The following is a 21,419-nucleotide window of genomic DNA, read 5'->3' on the forward strand; positions in this document are numbered from 1 at the left end:
AGATCTAACGAGTCAACACGTTGTGTGTAAACGTATAATCAAGTATTCATCAAAGATAAGGAGGGATCTGTACCACACATTCCTGGACAGTATACCGGTATAACCGACTTCACAAAGCTGGAGCAAGGGAGGAAGGATCGTGACCGATAATTACAGCTGCTTGCTATTGTTTTCCCTCGTTCTTTTGGTGGTCGTGGCAATCTTCGGCTGGTCTGTTCACCCGGCCAAAGCCCAAGACCTTGCTTACAAATATGAACCGGACCTGTTTCCAGACTATATCCGGATCCCCATGGATCCTGACCAGTGGAAACAGAGTGGTGCTGCCGACCACTACTTTGTCGCACCAGGGGTGCGAAACTCCACCGCCCTTGGGATTGAAACCAAGACCCCGGCCACTTTATTTTGGAACCGCACCCTCGATCTGGACTGGGAAGGAGGCGCCAGTTACCTGGTGGCCTGCGCCTTCCAGGGGGAACTGCACGGTGTGGACAACGGGATAAACATCGTCCTGCGCTTTCGGGACGCCCAAGGTCGACTAATTTCGGGCGGCACAACCTACATTGACAAACGGCTCTTTGCGCCCTGGTGCAACATGTTGGGTTACATAGACACCCGGGGCACGTGGCAGGAGTATCGGTGGGTGGTGGAAGTCCCCGAGGGTACCGCCACGGTGGACGTCCATCTGGGCGTAATGAGCGCTAGCGGGAGAGTACTCTTCGACGATTTGCGCATTGTTAAGGTAGCCAGCGCCGAGGAGCGAAAAGCCTTCTACGATCAACGTCTCCAACGGGCTCAACAACGGGTGAGCGAGGATTTGACCAAGATCATCCGAAACGCCAACACCTTCAGGGAAAAAACCTTGGCCTATTACGAAGAATCTAGAAACCGGGCCGAGGACAAATTCCGACAGGTGGTGGCCATATTAGATCAGTGGATCACTCCGCAGCTGCAGGGCCAAACCCTCGATGGAAGCGCCAACCACGGAAACTTCCGGGCCGGCACCACCATGTGGGACTACCGCACCTCCGCGGAGCTCTCCTACGTACTCAGCGTCCTGTACAATCTCCCCGAAAGCAAGTTCTACCAGGACCAAAGGGTTCTAGAGGCCCTGAAGGCTGCAGGAGAATTCATTGCTAAGGGCTTTTTACCCCGGGGCGATGTACCCGGCCATCCCAACGACAGCTACAAGGACGAAAACGTCAACCGCTTTACCCTTTGTGCCTGGGTAGATGCATACATCATGATCGCCCCGTGGCTCAGTGAAGAGGAACACACTCAGTGGCTTACCAGTTTCTTCTTGGGAGCCGAATACCAGTTAGAGCAATACGCCCTGCGGCCGGTATACTATCCTAACATGGATGCGGCCTTCACCCTCTGCGTTGGCCTCATTGGCAGTCTCTTCGAAGAACCGGTGTGGCAACGGGCCGCGGCCTACCGCGGTGAGGGGTTGCGAGACTTCATCCGTCCCCAGGGGGCCTATGAGTATATGGCCCAATGGAATCCTGTACCGGTCTATCAAGATGTGACCGTCATGTACCTAGGACGATATTGGCGCCTACTTGAAGAGGAGTCCATCGGGGACCAACTGGCCCAGACCAGGGATTATTATCCCACCTTCTGTGAGGTGAGTGGATTTCTCTCCAACGGACTGAATACCCATTGGAAGCAACCGGCCTATCCCGAGGAGCAGGGGTGGGAATACTACGTGCATCCCGCAGGGCCAGAACTGATTGCCTATCTCACGGATTGTCCCTACAACGCCTACATCGCCCAGTTGAACCTTTCACGGGCCAATGGCTATTGGGGAGCCCTGATGCTTCAGTGGTTGACGGATCTAGCACCGGAGGCACCCTTGGACATCCCCGTTTCCCCAAGCCCCGATATCCAGGGTTTTCTGACCAAGTCGGAAGGGTTTTCGGGATATATTACCGGTGCCGATGAACCGCGCTTCAATTTCGCCACCGCCGTCGTGGTGGAAAGCAACCGGGCCAGTCAGTTTCTAGGTACTTGGTATCAATTCCAGCATCAAGGTAGGACCTATGCTCTGCACACCCATCACCGGCAAATTAGTCAGAATGTGGGGGAACAGTTGGCGGTGCAGCATACCGTAAGCACCCTCCAGTACAACACCTCTGGTCTTCCCCAGGTAGCCCCCGTGACCATTCAGGAAACCTGGATCCTGGGCCAAGACTTCCTCATCGGTTGCGATTGGGTGGAGTTTACAGAAGACTGCCCGGGCAGCGAACTGATCCTGGCTTACCGGTTCAACCAAGGGGCCACCAGTCTTTCTCCCAACGCTGGAAAGATATCTTTCCGCTATGGCGGATTGGCCGCGGAACTGCGGGCTGACGCCCGGTGGGACAGGAATTTTGAGCGGGGTTTTGTGGTGGACCTGGCACCGGGATCCTATCGGTTGGATGTTTATACGGCTAACTTCCAGTTCCGCCGGGAACCGGTGGATGTCTTCGTGAACGGTATACCTGTGGGACGCATCGAGGGAGGTGAAATGGGAGAAAAAACTGTGGAATCCTTCGACGTGGTCATCGAAGAAGGACAACTGCGCCTGAGCTTTCACGAAGAACGCAGTTGGGGTGTGGCTCTGGTGGGTCTTGGGCTGTACCGCCAGGATACCCAAGAGATGGTCTATCAGTTCGACTTTACGCAGGGTAGCGGAGCTGCCGTCTCCGGCTGGATCCCCGTTCCAGGCACTACAGTCTATAACCCCACCCGGGGCTATGGCTGGACAGAGGATGTGGGACGCTACGTCAGAACCAGCGGCGAAGGGGGGATCTGGGGTACCTGGGTCTATATACCCTTCCTGCGCAATCTGACTATCCCAGTGCTGAGCATCACTGACCCGGAGACAAAGGCTAGACTTTCTGCCTCCATTGTAGTGGTGCCTTTCCAGAACAGGGAACGTTTACCGGAGCTTGTGGTCAAAGAACAGGAAGAGCTCCTGGGCTTTGTCCTTGAGGGAGAATATGTGGTGGTGAATCGCAGTAATCAGGAGATCGGCATCAAAGAGGCATTGCAGCGGCTTTATCCCGACTTGTCGGTAACCACCGAAGGGACGATTGCCCCCTTCGGAACTCTAATCCTTAAGGAGGGACTGGAATAATGACCAAAAGACTAGTTCCATTGGTTGCAGTGTGGCTGTTGCTGGGGATTGCCGCCAGCACTTTGGCAGCGCCCACGGGGAAGATCACTGTAGGGTGGAAGGGTTACGATCCAGTGATTGAACAGTTGGCAGCGGAATTCGAAGCCCGGTACCCGGGTACCACCGTGGAGATTATCGACATGGCCGCAGGAACGCCCTGGTTGGAAAAGTTACAGGTATTACTCATGAGCGGCACGGCCCCCGATGTGGTCCGGGGCGAGATCCTGCGCATGGCTCACTTTATCGAACAGGGGGCCTTCCTGGCCTTAGATGAGCTCATTGCCCATGATCCCGAGTTTCGTCTCGAGGACTTCTTTGAACCGGCCATTGAGATGTACCGATACAAGGGGAAACTCTACGGACTACCCCGGGAGGCCAACGTGATGTCCATTTTCGTCAATAAGGATATCTTAGCAACCTTAGCGATCCCCATGCCCGATTATAACTGGACCTACGATGATCTGATTGAAATGGGTCGCAAGATCGTATTGGACGTCGATGGGGATGGTATCTGGGAACGGGTTGGTTGCGTATCCCGCCAGTGGAGCACCCGGATTCACAGCTTTCTGTTGGGGTTCGGCACCGATCTACTCACCGAGGACGGCAGCTGGTGGCGCCTGGAAGAACCTCGGGCCATCGAAGCGTTACAGTTTCTGCAGGATGCGGGCATCAGCGGGGCCATCGTGGCCGATAGCCGCTATGACTTCCCCGCGGGAAACACGGCCATGAAGCTCTCCGGTCCCTGGCGCAATCCCGCCTACCGGACGGCCGACTTCGAGTGGGATATTGTACCGGTACCCGAAGGACCCTACGGACGGGGTAGCACCCTCATTGGCGACGGATACTGGATTACCAAGGAAAGTCAGAACGTGGAGCTAGCCTGGGAGTTTATCAAGTTCCTTACCTCGGCAGAGGCTCAGCAAGCTACTGCGGGAGCAGGGGAGCTGATTCCCAGCAATAAGGAAGCCTTCTTCAGTCCCTGGTTCCTATTCCCCGAAGAGGCACCCTTTAACATTGATGCCTACGAAGTTGGGCTGCAGTACGCTTCCTCCATTCCTGCCGCACCGCGCTTTCGGGACTTTGAAGTGGCCATCGAGCCTACCTTACTGGAGATCCTCACCGGCCGGATCCCGGTGGAGCAGGCCCTGCACCAGCTAGAGCCGGTGGTTAGAACGATCCTACAATAATAAGGAGGTCAACCATAATGAAAAGCCGAGTACTGCTTACCGCCCTTTTCGTCGTATTGCTCACCGGTCTTGTGTGCTATGCCAATGACGTGATGATCAATGGGGATTTTGAAGTGGTAGATCCGAACAACGCTGACCGACCACTGGCCTGGTCGCCCCAGGCCTTTTCCACCAACAGCTCCTTTGCCTACGTTTACGACCCGGCCGGCGCCTTCAGCGGTAGCCGCTATGTTGCCATCACCGTACCCACCCGCGACGATCGGGGCCAGTGGGGGCAAGAGTTTCGGGATCTCCCCGCCGGGGACTACAAGCTTTCTTTGTACTACCGGATCGATGAACCATTGGTTACCGTGGGTAGTGCTGTTGGGTCCAGTGTCCGGATCCTTCGCTTGACTAAGTCTTGGGAAAAGGTCTTCCCCGACACCATGTACGATGTTGATAACTATACCTTTGGTGAGTGGGAGTATGCAGAATTCATCTTTGAAGTAACCCCCGAGGTAGAGGTCATATGGATCGAACTGTTCAACTGGTTTGGCGTAGGCACTGTCTACTTTGATGCGGTGAAGCTCGAGAAGGTGAACTAGATCAATGAAAGATGGAGGTGACACCCTTGAAACGGGCATTACATCTTCTCATCCTTTGGATGCTGGTCTTGGTGTTTGTCGGCTGCACCTTGGTATCTAGACCCCAGGTGAAAGTGGACGCGGGCCATGATTTTAGCACCATCGTTGGTCGCGAAGTACTTTTCGATGGCACCAAGAGCGTAGTAGGCCAGGCTAAGTCCCTCAAGTACCACTGGGAAATCAACGGGGAGACCTTGGTGGGACAGCAGGTCAGCTACGTGTTTACGGAGCCGGGCGAGTATCAAGTGCAGTTCGTGCTCACGGTGGATGGGGTGGAATTCACCGACAAGATCCGGGTCTTCGTGGCCGACACCAACCTTCTTAACAATGGAGACTTCAGTCAGATTAACCCCGACACCGGCATCCCCGTGGGCTGGGAACCCCAGGCCTTTAGCACCGAGGGCGAAGCCTTTGTGGTAAGGGATGCCGATGACGCCTATATCGGCCGCAACTATGTAGGAATCACCGTTACGAAGACCCAAGACCGGGCCCAGTGGTCCCAGCGGAAGGATAATCTGGAACCGGGTATGTATCGGGTAGCTGGTCGTTACCGGATTGATACGCCGATTGCCCAGCAAAACAGGGTCCACGTTCGGCTCCTGCGGGTGACCAAAGAGTGGGAGAAGATCTTCCCTGATACCTACTTCTATCTGCAGCAGGATACCGGTGGAGAATGGTTCTACTTCGAACAAGACTTTGAGATCACCGAAGAGGTGGAGGTCACCTTCCTAGAGTTCCAGCTCTTCCACGCCATCGGCACCGTCTATTACGATGATCTCATGTTGATGAAACTTCCGTAATCAGGCATAATTCCCTTAGGGCAGCTGAACACTGCCCTAAGGGACACAGTCTGTAGGTGAAATCGAATATGGTTCAGCAAAGTAAAGGGCCACGGCCGGTGTTCGAGCCAGTGGTGGAACAGATCAAGCAGGGGATTATCTCCGGCAAGTACAAGCCCGGCGATGCCATCCCCTCGGAACGGGTCCTCAGTCGTCAATTCAAGATCAGCCGGATGTCGGTGCGGAAAGCCATCGACACCCTAGTGCAAGCAGGATACTTGGTCAAGAAACCGGGATTGGGCACCTTTGTCCCCGATGAAAGCACCCGCCAGGAACAGACAGGGCAAGTGGAACTAACGGTGGAACACAATCCCTACCCAAGATCGGGATTGATCATGCGGATCATCGCCAAGAGCTTTGAACGACACAATCCCTGGGTGCGGATTCGCTTTGTCCCCAGCAGTGGATCCGCCGATGTGTTGTTCGGAGACGAGATCCGCCTCCGGGAGTTAGGCCAAGGGGGAAGTATCCTTCCCTTGGACCAGTACGTGGCCAAGGATTTGGAGCTAGATGCGTATTTCTCCCGACTCTTCACATTCTTGACCCATGAGGGCCATTTGTACGGTGTTCCGGTGGTCTGGTCCCCGGTGGTGGTATTGTACAACCGAGAGATCCTGGAAGAACTAGGTCTTGCTCCACCGTCTGATTCCTGGTGCCCTCGGGATCTTGTAGAACTTTGCAACGCGATCACTGACCCAGCGGAACGACGGTTTGCCTTTGGCTGGACCGAAAACTACAAACGTTGGGTCCCCTTTGTTTGGAACTGCGGGGGCCGGATCTATGACCAGGCCAAGGATCGCATAACCATCAGTGAAAAAGAAACCATCGAGGCCCTGGTTACCTATCGCAAGCTTTTGGAACACAGCCCCGCCTTCCGGATCAAACGGGACTTTTTCAGCAGCGAACAGCTTTTCGTGGCCGGTGCGGCCGCCGTGGTGCTAGGGACGGCCTATCTGGTGGGGGAACTGAAAAGGGGTCGTCTCCAGTTCGGCTGTGCACCCATGCCTACTATAGAAGGTGTCCCGCCGGTCAGCGCAGTGGCCCTGGAGGCTTTGGGCATCAGTGCCGGCTCAGAGAAAAGGGATCTGGCCTGGGAATTTGTGAAGTTTGCCCTGACCGAGGGACAGAGGGAATATGCCCATTGCCGCTATGGACTACCGGTACTTAGACAGTGGGAGGATGAGCTTTGCAAAGAAGAGCCATACTACCGGGTGTTTTATGCCCAGGAACCCCACCTGGCCTCCGTTTGGCCCTTACCCGACGTTCGACTCTTGGCCATGTTTAGCAACAGCATGACCATGCTCTGGTACGGACAATCGGAGGTGGAAAACGCCGCTCAGGAAGTGGAGGCCGTGATAAACCTGGCCCGCCAAAGAAATATGTATCAATTGCCCTTCGGCTGATCTCAAAGGAAGGAAAGATATCGATGATACGGAAAACCGCAATTCCCACACCAAGACAACTGGAGTTTCAGGACTGGGAGATGGGACTGTTTGTCCACTTCGGCATCAGGACCTTCTATGAAGGACACCGGGATTTCGACGGAAGACCCATGGACCCGCGCCAGTTCAATCCCGTCGGCCTTGACTGCAACCAGTGGATCCAAACCGCGGCGGAGGCAGGGATGAAGTATGCCATCCTCACCGCAAAACATCACGATGGCTTTGCCAATTGGCCTTCCAAGTACACCAAGTTCTCCGTAGCCTCATCCCCGTGGCGGGAGGGGCAGGGCGATGTGGTGAAGGAATTTGTGGAAGCTTGCCGACGTTATGGGCTGAAGCCTGGGCTCTACTATTCACCCGCCGATGTGGACTGCCCCTTGTACGCTGATCCCAAAGCCTACGATGATTATTTCATCAACCAGATCTCCGAGATCCTCACCGGTTACGGCCCCATTGACCTCCTTTGGTTTGATGGCTGTGGGTCCGAGGGACACGAATATGATTGGGAACGGATCGTTGGCGAGATTCGGCGGATGCAACCGGACATCCTGATTTTCAACATGGGAGATCCCGACTACCGCTGGGTCGGCAACGAATGTGGTCTGGCACCTTACCCCTGCTGGAACACGGTGGATGCGGTGGCTTTCAGTATCTATAAGGACCAGGAGGAGTTGCAGGAACCCCTGTGGTTACCGGCGGAATGTGATTGCCGGATGCGGTTTTCCAACTGGTTCTACAGTGATCACGATGCCCATACGGTAAAGAGCCTGAAGGAACTGATGGGCCTTTACTACTATTCCGTCGGTCGGGGGGCAAACCTCCTGATCAACATCGGTCCTAACCGAGAGGGACTGTTGCCGGAACCCGATGCCCAGCGCCTGAAGCAATTTGGCGCGGAGATCCGCCGCCGATTCGAAAGACCCTTGGTCAGCTTCTCCCAGGGACAACTTACCCCCCAGGGCTGGGAGTGTACCGCGGAAGAACCCGTCCTCATCGACCATATGATCATCCAGGAGGATTTGCGGCAGGGCGAGCATGTGGAAGGTTTCACCATTTCCATTTTACCCACCCACGGCTCCCAAGAGATCGTGATCTATGAGGGAAAGAACATTGGGCACAAGGCCATCTGTCAGTTTCCACCCGTACGGGCCCGGAAGGTGAAACTGAACATCACCGCAGGAAGTGAGGACTTCACCCTGCGCTCCGTGGCCCTGTATTGTGTCGAAGACTAAAGCCGGGGAAGTATCCTTGTTTTTCCCGGAGGGATGAACGATGATTGCCCTTTTGTGGCTGTCCAAGGGAAAGGCCCTGGCTAGTCTGCCCAAAGGCCTTTTCCCACAAGTTGCCTTCGGTACGGTTGGATAATGACGAAGAAGACTCAACGGACCGGTTATTAATATCGGTGGTTAGAAACAAGCGGAAACGGGGTATCTTCTTGGAGGCGGAGCAGGGTAGAAGACCGGGGCTTCTTTTCAAGAGGAACCCAAGTGGAAACGGGTAAGGTATTACCGGATGCTTCATTGCTGCCTTGCTCGTCGAAGTTCAGGAAACCCTGTGGATAGTTTTTCTCGCGGGAGGAGTACCAGGTGTCTTTAAGCGGCGGCTTCTTAGTCTTGGGCCTGGTTGCATCTTTCGATAAGGTGCGCTATCATTAGGGTTGAACGTTAGGTAGAAAGGATTAGGTTGTAGGCACCGATGAAAAACAGCTAATTCAGCAAGAAACAAAGGATCGTCTTCTAAAGGGGTACGGATACAAGGTACCCTTAGTGTCCTTTTGTTCTTTTTTGTGCTGGATTGGCTGTAGTTAAGACTGTATCGTTTACCATGTCTACTTGTGGCCTCTCCAGCACAGGGGAATTGTGAAGGGAGAGGCCTTTTTATGCTCCTGTTAGAAGCTAACCAAATCGAAAAATACTACGGTGACCGTCTAATCCTAAGTGTCCCGACGTTCAAGGTATATCAGGGGGACCGGATCGGACTGGTGGGACGGAACGGTTCCGGAAAGACTACCTTGCTAGAGATCCTGGCCAGGCGACTTACCCCCGATCGAGGACAGGTAAGACACTACTGCCCCTTGGCCTACATCCGTCAGTTTTCCGCGGAAGAAATCACCGCGGATAGGAGGTTGCTAGAGGAACTTGGCCTCAGCAATAAGGTGAACCAACCAACCTACAGCGGAGGGGAGCTGACCCGGATCCGGATTGCCAATGCCTTGAGCTATGAGCCTGTTTTGCTCCTAGCCGATGAACCTGGAGCGAACCTAGATCACACGGGAATAAGACTGCTTAAAGAAAAGCTGCGTTCCCTTGAGTCCTTTATCCTCGTGAGTCACGACCGGACACTGCTCGATGAGCTTTGTAACAAGATTGTGGAAATCCAGGAGGCCACCTTAACGTGGTATGAGGGGAATTTCACGGCTTACCTCCTCCAAAAGGACCGGGAACTTGAGGAACAAAGGCGGGCCTATGAAAACTATGTACAAGAAAAGAGACGGCTAGAAGCAACCATCCGGGAACGAATGCAAAAATCCAGTACCATGCAGAAGCCTCCCCGACGGATGGGTCCTTCGGAAGCCCGCCTCCATAAGGCAAAGGGCCGGGCCAAACAGGAGAAAGTCCACCGGGCGGCAAAGACCTTGCAAACCAGGCTGGAACAACTGGAAGCAGTCCCCAGACCCCAAAAGTCTCCCGAGGTCAAGGTGGATCTATCCCTGACAGACCCGCCAGAAAACCCGATCCTCCTCCGGGTTCATAACTTAACCTTCGGGTATGGTCCCAAGGTGTTGGTACAGGGGGCCTCCTTCCATATTCCGCGGGGGTCCAAAACCGCCCTTTGGGGAGCCAATGGCACCGGTAAAACCACATTGCTGAACCTGCTATTTAGCGGGACCCATGAAAGGATCTTTTGGGTGCCAAAGGCAAAGCTAGGCTACCTCCACCAGGGCTTTGAGAACCTAGATCCGAGGAAATCGGTGTTGGAGAATGTGATGGAAAGCAGCGTGCAGACCGAGACCGTGGCCCGCACCATCTTGGCTCGGCTGCTCCTCCGGGGAGATGAGGTGCACAAACCGGTGGCGGTACTGAGCGGTGGGGAAAAGGTGAAGGTGTCCTTAGCCAAACTCTGCGTCTCTTCCGCTAATGTTCTGCTGTTGGATGAGCCCACCAACTATCTGGATCTGGCGTCCCGGCAAGCCGTAGAGGGTGTTTTACAGGACTATCCGGGCACCGTTCTTTTCGTTTCCCACGATCAGGCCTTTGTAAACGCGGTGGCAACCCAATTACTGATCTTTGAAAAGGGTACGATCCGGCCCTTCATGGGAAATCTAGAGGCCTTGAAAAACAAAGAAGAGAAGGGACCGGACCAGGGGCTAACCGAGATGATCCGAAAAATGCGCCTGGCTGAACTGAGCCAACGGTTAGCGGAACCGGGGGCGGACAAAGCCGCGTTGGAAGCCGAATGGGAACGGATCATCAAACAGTTGGATTAGTCAGGACAGACGGGATACCCCGCTCCTAGAAGGGGTGTGGGTCCCGTCTTTGCTCTGTCCCACTAACGTTCGAGAGAATATCCCTACCACTGAGAGCTCTTCCCCGAGAAGGTGGAGAAACTAAAACAAGTTCCGATCAACCCAGCTTGTTCCCAGAGTCTCTCCGTAATGGGCACTGGTACTGACCCCTTCTTTGACAAAAGACAGAATGTAGAGTTGCACACAGGGAGACTACGCCGCGATCTCTTCGTTGGAGACACTTCACACCAAAACCAGCAGCTCAAACAAGAATCCTCAGGTGACTCAACAGAATCCGCAAACCCATGCCAATGAGGATTACTCCACCGGTGAGCTCCGCCTTCGCTTGATATCTTGCCCCAAAGACATTGCCAATACCTGTCCCCAGCAAAGAAAAAAGAAAGGTGGTCACACCGATCAAAGCCGCGGCGGGGAGAATGTTCACTTGCAGGAAGGCGAAGGTGATTCCCACGGCCAAGGCATCGATACTGGTGGCAATGGAAAGAAGGATGAGGGATTTGAGGCTGAGATTTGTGCATTTCTTTTCTTCCCTCGGTTTGCGGGCTTCATGGATCATTTTCAGACCAATGAAGGACAACAACAGGAAGGCCAGCCAATGGTCGACGGAGGTGATGTAGGCTTGAAACTGTACCCCCAGCGTATAACCCACCAACGGCATCAGGGCTTGGAAGCCGCCGAAGAACAGGGCCACGAGGGCACACCGACCCAGGTTCCTGTTTCCCATGGACAAGCCCTGGCAAATGGCCACGGCAAAGGCATCCATGGATAGCCCCACGGCTATTAAGAACAATTCTAGAAATCCCATTTGGAAGTTCCTCCAAAGCAGCCTTAGCTTGCCATATTCTTAGTATGGACAACATACGATGAATATTATAGCATAACCTACCAGGCAGGGGGGACAAACCTCCGGTGTCCTTGTGGGAACGACCGGAAACTGCTATCCTAGGGCTTAGGACAAAGGCAAAGGGAGATGGCCCACAATGGCCAAAAGGCACCACTACGTCTATATCCTCCAGTGCCGGGACGACACCCTCTACACCGGGTACACCACGGATCTCATCCGGCGACTGGGACAGCACAACCGGGGTAAAGGGGCCCGGTACACCAAGGGAAGAATACCCGTGCGGCTGGTCTATTGGGAACAGGTTCCCTCGAAGGAACTGGCGTTGGCCCGGGAACACGCCATTAAACGCCTATCTCGGAAGGAAAAGCTAATGCTAATTCGAAACCAAGGGGGTGGGACGGCTATGCTGAAAGTGGCCTTTGTGTGTATCCACAACTCCTGTCGATCCCAAATGGCTGAAGCCTTGGCCAAATATTTCACCCCATACCTCTTTGTGCCTTACTCTGCGGGAACGGAGCCAGCCGCGAGAATTAACCCCGATGCGGTTCGGATCCTAAAAGACCTTTACGGGTTGGATCTGGAGAAGGACCAATACCCCAAGTCCGTCGCCCAACTACCGCCGGTAGACCTTGTCATCACCATGGGTTGTGGCGTGACCTGTCCGACGATACCCCATCGGTACCGCGAGGATTGGGGTATCCCCGATCCCACCGGCCAAAAGGATGAGGCCTTCATCCACACGGCGCGGCTCATCGAGACCAAGATAAAGGAACTGCGTAGACGCCTTCTTGCAGGGGAACTGGTCCTCGATTAACCTAGCGGGGAAGGCCAACAGAGTCACCCCAAGGACCCCAGGCGAGAAAACTCAGCAGCCGCTACAGGGAATTCACAGGGTCGAGCCCAATCCCTACCGGGTAGGGCACAGGATACTCCCGACATCAGATCCGCCTTGCAGGTGTGCATACTTCCAAATCCGTCCTCCTGCCTAGGCCCACCCGGCGGCCTTCTTCACCCACCTGCCGAAAGACACTGTGGGCCTGAGCGAAGGTCCATCAGGAACTCCATACCTCTACCGGGTTTCCCAAATACCAACCCTAGAACTCGCCGTCGCAATTCGATAGGCTACCCGGGGGATTCCTGGTGCTAACCACCAAGACATCCCGCATCCGGGATAGCCAATATGCAATGAACAGATGAAGGGAGTAAGCACCGCCACCAAGATACCCCCGGTAAAGGGTAAACGGCCCCTACAAACGGGGGAAGAAGGGAAGGGGAGAAAGCATCGCAAACACATCCCCAGGACAATTAGGAATGCAGTCAAGACACTAGCAAGGAGCAAGGCACAAGGACCAAGGAAACCACCCACCGATCGTTCAATGATTGACTAATATGGTGGACTCAAGAGTCGCACCAATCAACGCACGTGAGACTGGCAGAACAGGAAGACTCATAGCCTACTCCCGCACAGATTTGGCGGAACATCCACTGTCTAGAATCTCGCAGAAAAACGTCCCTTACGGCAGGAATCACTATCACCACACAAGGGGGTTGTCCCACCGCCAGGACAATCCCCCTAGAATTCCCTTTGGACATTGGTAAGAAATCGGTCCTGCTCACTGTCCTGAAAATAGCAATAATCCAGGTTTCCTTCCCTCATTAATCGCTGATACTCCTCCTCCGCATCTTTGCGACACTGTGGACAGGCCAGCCAAGGTACCACCACGGCGCCGATCCGGGTGGACCTCCCACTCATCCTTAAGATCCCCACCTGCCTGGTAGCGGTGGAATAGATATGGCGCCAGCCCGAACACTGTGGGCATAGACGAATCCTCTCCTGTTGCTCTTCAAAGATCCCATCGGTGTCGTAGTAAATCTGGCGCTCTCGGTGGTAAAAGGGTCCATCACCAAAGGCCCGTGAGTGCCCCGGATCCTGGCGGGACTCCCACAGGACTCTCACCTGGGCGACGGTGTCCCGAATGGCTGCAGTAACGGCTTTACTTTGGGTCACTTTGGTCTCGTCCCAGTCCGGTTCTCGCACCTGGCTATAGTCCAACCCCCCAAGGGCCAAAAGGATCCCGACGTTTACATAGGGCAGGGCCCCTTCGATGGAATAGCCGCCCTCTAAGATCACGATATCGGGATTGAGCATTTCTGTAAGCCGGGCGTAACCTTGGGCACTGAAGCGCATGTTGGTCAGGGGATCCGAGTAATGGTTATCTTGGCCTGCGGCATTGATCACCAGATCCGGCTGCCACGCGGACAGAATCGGCATCACCAGTTCCTCCAAGACATAAAGTATGCCTGCATCCCCTGTCCCCGGCGGAAGGGGAATATTCACCGTCTGACCCCGGGCTGCCGGGCCACCCCGTTCGAAAACGCCTCCGCTTCCGGGATAAAGAGTCCGGCCATCCTGGTGGAGGGAAATATGGAGGATATAGGGATCGTTGTAGAAAATGTCCTGGGTACCGTCGGCATGGTGGGCATCGGTATCCACGATGGCAATTCTCATCTGGGGTCCGAAACGATGTCGGATGTGTTCCACCATGATGGCCTCGCTGTTTACCGTACAAAAGCCCCGGGAGCCGTGGACAATACGCATGGCGTGGTGCCCCGGTGGGCGCAGGAGGGCAAAGGACCGTTCCACCTTGCCTTCCAAGACTAGATCCGCAGCCAGCATCGCGCCACCCGCGGCGATGAGATGGGACTCGGTAACAAGACTGGCCACTGAAGGGACACAAATATGAGCCCGCTGGACGTGTTTGGTCGCGGCGACCGTGGGACGGTATTCCTCAATGCCTTCAATATCCAGCAAGCCTTCTTCCATAATCTGGTCCCGGGTATAAAGCAGCCGTTCCTCCCGCTCGGGATGATCCGGAGTGATGCACCAGTCAAAGGCAGGGAAAAACACAAGTCCCACGGACCGTTTTGCTTTTAGCATTGAGAATCAGCTCCTTCTGACCCAAAGACCCCGTGGACCCTATACACCTTAGGACGTACCTGGGCCCGAATGGTGTGGATCTGACCTACTGTCTGAAAGCCCCGCACCACATTGAAGCTTTCGGCTTCCACCACATAGACATCGTCACAATCAGCTAATCCCAACTCCTGGGCATATTGTCTACCCTGGGCAATGGCTTCCGCCCGGGCCCGTTTTCCATCGAAAAGAAGTGCCCGGGGAATCCTCTGTCGAATACCCCGTTCCGGGACGGTAAGTACTTCCTGCTCTGTATCCGCGTGCAAGGTGATACTGGCGGTGGGGCGGGCAGCCGCAGCCCCAATCGCGTTGGCACCGGCATGGGCCGGTAGGATCTCCCAGGGTAGACCAAGTTGCCCCGCTGCAAGGGGTACAAAGACCCCAGCGGGGGCTCCCAAGCCAATGATCCTTCGGGGTCGAATATCCGGTGGGGCAAGGATCTCCGAGATGGTATAGACCGGCACACAGGCCAAGTGATCATAAATATCCCGAATGGCCTGGGCTAGCTGCTGGGCGAAGGCGGTCATGATCCCTTGGGCCACGTCCTGCCAGTCAAGCCCCCAGGGTTTGCCAAAACACTTTAAAGACTCCACAGCCCGGTCCCGGCTGCCCAGGGGAGCCAATCCCAAGGCCACCGCGGCATCGATGGGGGTAGGTCCTGTTCCACCCAGGGCCGCAGGCAAACCCGCTCGGGTGGGACCCAAGCGAAAATCAAGCTGCTGGTCCTCGGTGGGTACCACCTGTACCGTACTGTCGCCTCCCAGGCCAAGGGAACGGCTGAACAAAGCCGGCACCAGGGTACGGTAACCGGCAATTTCGGCTCCCTTACGTTCAAAAAGCGGTTCACCGTTGACAATTACGGCGATATCGGTGGTAGTACCACCGATGTCCACCACTACTGCGTTATCTTGGGGATGCTGGGTAAGCGCCAAGGCCGCCATGATACTGGCTGCAGGCCCCGAAAGGATGGTCTCCACCGGGCGCAGGATTGAATCCTCGAGGGACATGGTTCCTCCGTCGGCTTTGAGGATCCGCACCTCCTTGATGACCCCATGGTCTGCCAATACTTGTTGGATGGTCTGCACAAAGTGCAGCTGTTGTCTTGCTACCCGGGAATTCAGGTAGGCAGTGGCAATCCGGCGCGGAAAATTCGAGCGCCCCGAAAGACGATGGCCTAAGGTGATCTGGCTGAACGGGACTCCACTTTTCCGCACCACCCCTTGCACAGCTTCCTCCTGGCTGGGATTACGGTGGGAGAACTTACCCACAATGGCCAGGGCCCCCATTCCTTCGGCATTGACCTTCCGTACCGCCTCCAATACTTCCTGGGGATCAATGGGAGCAACCTCCCGTCCCCGGTGGTCCACATAGCCCCGGAGCTGGTGCAAGGGAATAGGCAAGGCCAGCTCCTGCAGATTCACACCCGGACCGGGAATCGCCAATACAGCGGTAGGCTCACCTTTCCCTTCTACAATGGTATTGGTGGACAGGGTAGTGGAAAGATGCAGTGCCACCGGTTCCTCACTGTGATAGGCCCGGAGGATCTCCCTGAGGGCTTTCGTTGTACTTGCCAAGAGATTCGCGTGATCTGTGGGTGTTTTGGCCATGGCCAACACCCGTCCCTGGGAAATCAAGGTTGCGTCGGTGTTGGTGCCCCCCACATCGATACCGATAATCGCCACGTTGCTGCACCGTCCTTTATCCAGTCTCCTTCTGGTATATATTAACATGTTCTGAAAGGCGCAAGCCAACTCCTGCTTCTCATTCAACGAGGCAACATACCTGAGAGTCACATCGTCCCAGGACCTGTGTCCCAATCCAACCTTCCCGGTTTCCCCATAAAAGACGGTACAGGCAAACTTAGTAGGGTTTTGACTACATAAGCGAGACAATTCGCTTAGTTTTCCCCTAGGACTTTGGTAGTATTGCGTTACAAATTGTGCTATGATTGACACAAGCTTCCAAGAGCCAGGAGCGGACTAGTTAGTCAAATCACGGCCACAACGTCGTTCTATACCATTGCCGGCATAGCCTGCCTGTGTCATAATATAACGCGAATGTGTCCTTGGCACAATCGTTTCGACAGATCCAGAAGGTCTTCTACACCGGGGATGCCCATGACCGGCGAGACGACGCTGGTGGGAAGGGATGGTGAATCCATGATCTTAAATAAACGAAAACTGGCTCTCATGGTGCTTGATGTGTTTCTCGTGCACGCTTCTTTAATCTTCAGTACATTCCTTTACTACGGTCAGGAAACCTCGGAGATTATCGCACAATGGCCCATTTCCCACTACGTCGTTGTCTCCCTACTGACCTTGGTGGTTTTTGGGTTTTCCGGAATGTACAGCGGTGTGTGGCGGTATGCTTCCAGCCAGGATCTACTTCGGATGACCCTGGGAGTGACCATGGGAACCATAGCGGTGGTTTTCGTAACCCCTCTACTGCATTCAGTACCCTTGGCAAAAGGTGTCTTTGTCATCCACTGGTTTGTGACCATCGTTGCCCTGGGGGCTTTGCGTTCAGGGGTAAGACTGTACAGGGAGCATCAGGCCCGGATTACGGCTGCGCCCGCTAACCAAACCCGAGTACTGATCATCGGCGCCGGAGATGCCGGCACCCTGGTAGCCCAGGAACTGTGTAACCATCGAGAGTTGGGGAAAAAGGTCGTAGGTTTTGTCGATGATGCGTCGGACAAGCTCGGACGATACATCCGGGGCATCAAGGTCCTGGGCACAGTGGAACAGGTGCCGGAGTTAGTGGCGGCCCATAACATTGATGAGATTATTATCGCCATCCCCTCGGCGTCGGGCAATCAGATCAAACGGATCTTGTCCTTCTGTGACCAAACCACCGCCAAAGTACAGATAGTTCCCGGTATTTACGAGATCCTGGAAGGCAAGGTGGATCTGGGGAAACTTCGGGAAGTGCAACTGGAGGATCTGCTGCGCCGGGAACCGGTGCGGATCGATCAAGAACATGTGCGCGGTCACCTGTCGGGCAAGACGGTGTTGATCACCGGCGGGGGTGGTTCCATCGGTTCGGAACTGGCCCGCCAGGTGGCTCGGTTCCGACCGAAAACCTTGGTTTTGTTTGACATCAGCGAGAACAATCTTTACCAGATTCAACATGATTTGAAAGACGAGTATTTCCAGCTAGATTTACATACGGTGGTGGGCAGCATCCGAGACTGGCACAAACTAGAGGCTGTTTTCTCTAGATTTCGCCCCGATGTGGTCTACCACGCCGCGGCCCACAAACACGTGCCCCTCATGGAAGACCATCCGGAGGAAGCGGTGAAGAACAATGTCTTTGGCACTTACAACGTGGTGCAGGTGGCGATCAAATATGGTGTAAAACGCTTTGTCATGATCTCCACCGACAAGGCCATCAACCCCACCAGTGTCATGGGGGCCACCAAACGCATCGCGGAGATGATCGTCCAAGCGGCTAACAGGCTGAGCAGTACCGAATTTGTGGCGGTACGCTTTGGCAACGTATTGGGCAGCTGTGGTTCCGTGGTACCCCTGTTCAAACAACAGATCGCCAAGGGGGGACCGGTGACCGTCACCCATCCGGAGATGACCCGATATTTCATGACCATTCCCGAAGCTTGCCAGCTGGTGCTCCAGGCTGGGGTCTTAGGACATGGTGGAGAAGTCTTCGTGCTGGATATGGGAGAACCAGTGAAGATCATCGATTTAGCGCGGGATCTAATCCGTCTTTCAGGGTTACAGGTGGGTAAGGATATTGAGATTAAGATTATCGGCACCCGGCCGGGAGAAAAACTGTATGAAGAGATCCTCACCGACGAAGAACATACGGAGAGTACCAAGCATGAGAAGATTTTCGTGGCGAAATTGCAGGATGTGGACATGGACCAACTGGAAAGACAGTTAGGTCTCCTGGAAGAGATCATCAAACAGTCCCCTCCGCCGGAGGTGGTACGGCAAGCCCTCAAAGCCCTTGTGCCCACCTACCAACCCCCGCAAGAACCCGTGGAGGTGCCTGGTTTCGCCGATGCAGCGGCAGCGAGGGAATAACCGGAGACTGTCTTCGGACTGTCACCGCCGCAATAAATATTAAACTAAACCCAATTAAGGTAAAAGGAATTCACAATCGTTAGGCGAAGTAACAGGGCTATATCGTGTCAAGCAGTTTGGTCTAGTTGGATGGAATACCAGTAAGGAAGGATGTAACCGATGGATCAAAAGGTAAAAGTGCTTCTGGATACGGATCTTGGTTCAGACATCGATGATGCCCTGTGTCTGGCCTATTTGCTCACTGAACCCCGGTGCGAGTTATTGGGAATTACCACCGTTAGCGGTGACACCCAGGCCCGGGCCATGATTGCCGACGCCCTTTGCCAAAGTGCTGGGGTGGAAGTACCCATCTATGCTGGACGCCGGGAAGTGCTCCTCACAGGCAGGGGGCAGCCCCATGTTCCCCAGGCGGAGGTCTTGCCGGAGGTTCCCCACCGGACGGAATTCCCGACAGATTACCTGCAATTCATGCAGCGCACGATCCGGGAGAATCCCGGAGAAGTGACTCTCTTGGCGGTGGGTCCCATGACCAACGTGGGACTGCTTTTCGCCATGGATCCGGAGTTGCCCAAATTACTCAAGAGAACGGTACTGATGATCGGTCAGTTCCTTACCGAGGGACGGGAGTGGAATGCCTTGGTGGATCCCATCGCTTCAGCGTTGGTCTACCACTACGCGGAGTGCCTTTCCATCGGTTTGGACGTGACAAGAAGATGTGTCATTTCCGCGGAGGAAGCCAGGGAGAAATTCACTGGGCCCATTTTGGGCACAGCCCTGAAGTTTGCCGAGATATGGTTCCGCCAGCGGGACCGGATTACTTTCCACGACCCCTTGGCGGCCACGGTGATCTTCGAACCGGATCTATGTACCTATAGGGACGGTCACGTCACCGTGGAAATCGCTGATCCCGCCATCGAGGGGACGACCTACTGGTCCGAAAACACCAACGGTAACCCCCACCGGATTGCGGTGGAGGTTAACCCAGAAGCCTTCTTTGACCACTATTTTAGAACACTCAGTAAAGCCTCATCCTGAGAGGCCCCACGTTTTTCTGCCGGAACCCGTCCTGTTACCAAGGACAACCATTAAACATCGGCATGGGAGAAGGACGTCCCATGCCGATGTTGGGTTTTGAACTCACCGAGGATTATCCGAAAGAGTCCTCGCCTCACCGTCCAATAAAGTTCATTACTTTCACCCTGGTAAAGTCGGGGTAGGGGGGGTTGTCCATCCGCAGATAGGCCGCCGGTTTGTAGCCCAGGTTATTGGCCACCATGGTTCCCGTCCCCAGGGCAATAATATCATCGTGACAATAATTGATGTTGTTGTTGGTGATGGAATTGTTGAGACAGGTTTGATCTTCATAGATCCCCGTCTGCATGATGACCTGATCGCCCCAGTTGAAGATGCTATTGGCGGTAACCTGAATGCCCTTAGTACCGGAAAGGAGCATGATCCCGTTGTTCAGATTGCCCTCTAAGTCCCGCACACCGGTATCAATGACCTCGTTGGCACTGATGGTCCCCCAATTGACATCTTTGAGGACAATCCCGTGGCCACGATGCCAGCAGAAAACATTACTGGAAATGTTGATCTCGTTGGAGGATTCAACCAGCACTGCGTCTTTACCCACCTGAAAAGACCTACAGCCGGAGATCAGAACACTGTTGCTGGTGTTAAACAGATGATAGGCATGGTTCTCCGGTTGAAAGACCGCGCAACCGAGGATGTTAAGGACTATGGTGTTACTGCACGCAATTCCTGTACCGCCCCCGTAGGTGATACAGTTCGCGACCACGTTGGGGACGAAATCCCCAGCGGCACTGTTGCAAGCCAGTTCATCGAAGTAGATGTTTGCTTTCCCATTGTCTGCCGCGCTACACTGACTTATACTACATAGGAAGGAAGCGTTCCGCACCCAGATACCGTACCCGGCAAATCCTTGGCATAGCACTGCCCGCACATGGCAGTCCCCACAGCCGTCCAACACGATGCCCGCCAGGGCCCCGCATGGTCTTTCCGACCGGACCGTCAGATCCGCGATGGTCACTCCCTTGGCCCCCTGACAGATCACCCCCACGGACTCATTTCCAGAGCTAACCTCCAGGACCGTTGCTTTTCCACTGCCGCATAGCTCAACCCGGTCCCCAGGCGAATCGGTTCACCGATGGGGAAGGTGTCGTTGCTTAGAATGACCCGGCCGCCACTGGTCAGGGAATCAACAGCGGTCTGGATAGCCCTTGAGGCATCCTCGGCAACAGCCAATTGCTTGCCATCAACTTGACCCACCACCCGAAAGACGTCGCCATCACGATAAACCAAATAATTCTGTTTCAGTGCCACGCTCTTTACCCCCATAAACACAGATTGCTAAGCCCGCAAGCTAGACAACTAACGCGCGCTAGTTGCTGGGAGAATTCGACAATGGGTCGCCCTGTCCCTGCCATAAGGGTGAAGGCAAGTGCGAAATTTATCTCCCTTTTGACAAGGTGTGTTGTTCCAGAAGAGCTAGGTGTTGCTGCTCATTGATCTCCACGACAAGCCTGGCCTAGTCGCAGTATTGACCCGTGTCAGCCAACAACGTATAATCTAACTAACAGCACTAACTCGCGTTAGTGGTCTATTTTTCGTTGCAACCGCCGTCTAGACGTTGGAATCATAGGATAAAGCCCACCAATCAGAGGTAACCCCCTTGTTTGGATCAGGTCTGTCGGCGGCATTGCGCAAATCAGAAGGGCTCGGTATTGTTGTAGTAGAACCTAAACATGGGATATAAATGACAGA

General features: G+C 54.6%; 15 protein-coding genes and 1 pseudogene. 11 read left to right on the forward strand and 5 right to left on the reverse strand.

Annotated elements, in window-relative coordinates; translation table 11 throughout:
• Positions 1-139: 139 nt before the first annotated feature.
• From GXX57_00385 to abc-f, 7 genes are all read left to right on the forward strand, one after another.
• A complete protein-coding gene (locus tag GXX57_00385; protein ID HHV43111.1) occupies positions 140-3,118 on the forward strand; it encodes a hypothetical protein in 2,979 nt (992 codons plus the stop codon).
• The gene (locus tag GXX57_00390) at positions 3,118-4,344 is read left to right on the forward strand and encodes a sugar ABC transporter substrate-binding protein (GenBank protein ID HHV43112.1); all 1,227 of its coding nucleotides are present in this window, start codon (positions 3,118-3,120) and stop codon (positions 4,342-4,344) included. The genes GXX57_00385 and GXX57_00390 overlap by 1 nt, the downstream gene beginning before the upstream one ends.
• 17 nt (positions 4,345-4,361) lie before the next feature.
• On the forward strand, positions 4,362-4,928 hold the full coding sequence (locus tag GXX57_00395; GenBank protein ID HHV43113.1) for a hypothetical protein: 567 nt from the start codon (positions 4,362-4,364) through the stop codon (positions 4,926-4,928).
• Between the two features lie 26 nt (positions 4,929-4,954).
• Positions 4,955-5,767 (forward strand): PKD domain-containing protein, encoded by an 813-nt coding sequence (locus tag GXX57_00400; protein HHV43114.1) that lies wholly within the window; start codon positions 4,955-4,957, stop codon positions 5,765-5,767.
• A gap of 68 nt (positions 5,768-5,835) precedes the next feature.
• The gene (locus GXX57_00405; GenBank protein HHV43115.1) at positions 5,836-7,209 is read left to right on the forward strand and encodes an extracellular solute-binding protein; all 1,374 of its coding nucleotides are present in this window, start codon (positions 5,836-5,838) and stop codon (positions 7,207-7,209) included.
• 23 nt (positions 7,210-7,232) lie between these two features.
• Positions 7,233-8,480 carry an alpha-L-fucosidase gene (locus GXX57_00410; protein ID HHV43116.1) on the forward strand — a complete coding sequence of 416 codons (1,248 nt, stop codon included), beginning with the start codon at positions 7,233-7,235 and terminating at the stop codon, positions 8,478-8,480.
• A gap of 647 nt (positions 8,481-9,127) precedes the next feature.
• Complete coding sequence (gene abc-f, locus GXX57_00415) at positions 9,128-10,735, forward strand: ABC-F type ribosomal protection protein (protein HHV43117.1); 1,608 nt, start codon at positions 9,128-9,130, stop codon at positions 10,733-10,735.
• Between the two features lie 280 nt (positions 10,736-11,015).
• Here abc-f and GXX57_00420 read toward each other — a convergent pair whose 3' ends face one another.
• A complete protein-coding gene (locus tag GXX57_00420) occupies positions 11,016-11,579 on the reverse strand; it encodes a manganese efflux pump (protein ID HHV43118.1) in 564 nt (187 codons plus the stop codon).
• A 175-nt stretch (positions 11,580-11,754) separates the two neighbouring features.
• Here GXX57_00420 and GXX57_00425 point away from each other — a divergent pair.
• Positions 11,755-12,000, forward strand: a pseudogene (locus GXX57_00425) (GIY-YIG nuclease family protein).
• Between the two features lie 21 nt (positions 12,001-12,021).
• Positions 12,022-12,432, forward strand: a complete 411-nt coding sequence (locus GXX57_00430; protein HHV43119.1) for an arsenate reductase ArsC — start codon at positions 12,022-12,024, stop codon at positions 12,430-12,432.
• A gap of 759 nt (positions 12,433-13,191) precedes the next feature.
• Here the strand turns inward: GXX57_00430 and GXX57_00435 are convergent.
• Both GXX57_00435 and GXX57_00440 read right to left on the reverse strand, forming a co-directional pair.
• Positions 13,192-14,556, reverse strand: a complete 1,365-nt coding sequence (locus tag GXX57_00435) for a histone deacetylase (protein ID HHV43120.1) — start codon at positions 14,554-14,556, stop codon at positions 13,192-13,194.
• Entirely contained in the window at positions 14,550-16,274 is a 1,725-nt protein-coding gene (locus GXX57_00440) for a hydantoinase/oxoprolinase family protein (protein ID HHV43121.1), read from the reverse strand. Before GXX57_00440 ends, GXX57_00435 begins: the two co-directional genes overlap by 7 nt.
• Positions 16,275-16,751: 477 nt before the next feature.
• On the opposite strand from GXX57_00440, the gene GXX57_00445 reads away from it, so the two are divergent.
• Positions 16,752-18,635, forward strand: a complete 1,884-nt coding sequence (locus GXX57_00445; GenBank protein ID HHV43122.1) for a polysaccharide biosynthesis protein — start codon at positions 16,752-16,754, stop codon at positions 18,633-18,635.
• Positions 18,636-18,794: 159 nt separating this feature from the next.
• Complete coding sequence (locus GXX57_00450) at positions 18,795-19,670, forward strand: nucleoside hydrolase (protein ID HHV43123.1); 876 nt, start codon at positions 18,795-18,797, stop codon at positions 19,668-19,670.
• Positions 19,671-19,803: 133 nt separating this feature from the next.
• Here GXX57_00450 and GXX57_00455 read toward each other — a convergent pair whose 3' ends face one another.
• Complete coding sequence (locus GXX57_00455) at positions 19,804-20,709, reverse strand: right-handed parallel beta-helix repeat-containing protein (GenBank protein HHV43124.1); 906 nt, start codon at positions 20,707-20,709, stop codon at positions 19,804-19,806.
• Positions 20,706-20,978 (reverse strand): hypothetical protein, encoded by a 273-nt coding sequence (locus tag GXX57_00460; protein ID HHV43125.1) that lies wholly within the window; start codon positions 20,976-20,978, stop codon positions 20,706-20,708. The genes GXX57_00455 and GXX57_00460 overlap by 4 nt, the downstream gene beginning before the upstream one ends.
• Positions 20,979-21,419 lie beyond the last annotated feature (441 nt).

This window comes from Bacillota bacterium (genome assembly GCA_012839765.1).
Lineage (GTDB): Bacteria > Bacillota > Limnochordia > DUMW01 > DUMW01 > DUMW01.

Bases quoted from the DNA above. Each gene is read 5' to 3' on its own strand.
- GXX57_00390 (HHV43112.1), top strand. From the start codon at position 3,118: ATGACCAAAAGACTAGTTCCATTGGTTGCAGTGTGGCTGTTGCTGGGG.
- GXX57_00395 (HHV43113.1), top strand. From the start codon at position 4,362: ATGAAAAGCCGAGTACTGCTTACCGCCCTTTTCGTCGTATTGCTCACC.
- GXX57_00405 (HHV43115.1), top strand. From the start codon at position 5,836: ATGGTTCAGCAAAGTAAAGGGCCACGGCCGGTGTTCGAGCCAGTGGTG.
- GXX57_00410 (HHV43116.1), top strand. From the start codon at position 7,233: ATGATACGGAAAACCGCAATTCCCACACCAAGACAACTGGAGTTTCAG.
- abc-f (HHV43117.1), top strand. From the start codon at position 9,128: ATGCTCCTGTTAGAAGCTAACCAAATCGAAAAATACTACGGTGACCGT.
- GXX57_00420 (HHV43118.1), bottom strand. From the start codon at position 11,579: ATGGGATTTCTAGAATTGTTCTTAATAGCCGTGGGGCTATCCATGGAT.
- GXX57_00430 (HHV43119.1), top strand. From the start codon at position 12,022: ATGCTGAAAGTGGCCTTTGTGTGTATCCACAACTCCTGTCGATCCCAA.
- GXX57_00435 (HHV43120.1), bottom strand. From the start codon at position 14,556: ATGCTAAAAGCAAAACGGTCCGTGGGACTTGTGTTTTTCCCTGCCTTT.
- GXX57_00445 (HHV43122.1), top strand. From the start codon at position 16,752: ATGATCTTAAATAAACGAAAACTGGCTCTCATGGTGCTTGATGTGTTT.
- GXX57_00450 (HHV43123.1), top strand. From the start codon at position 18,795: ATGGATCAAAAGGTAAAAGTGCTTCTGGATACGGATCTTGGTTCAGAC.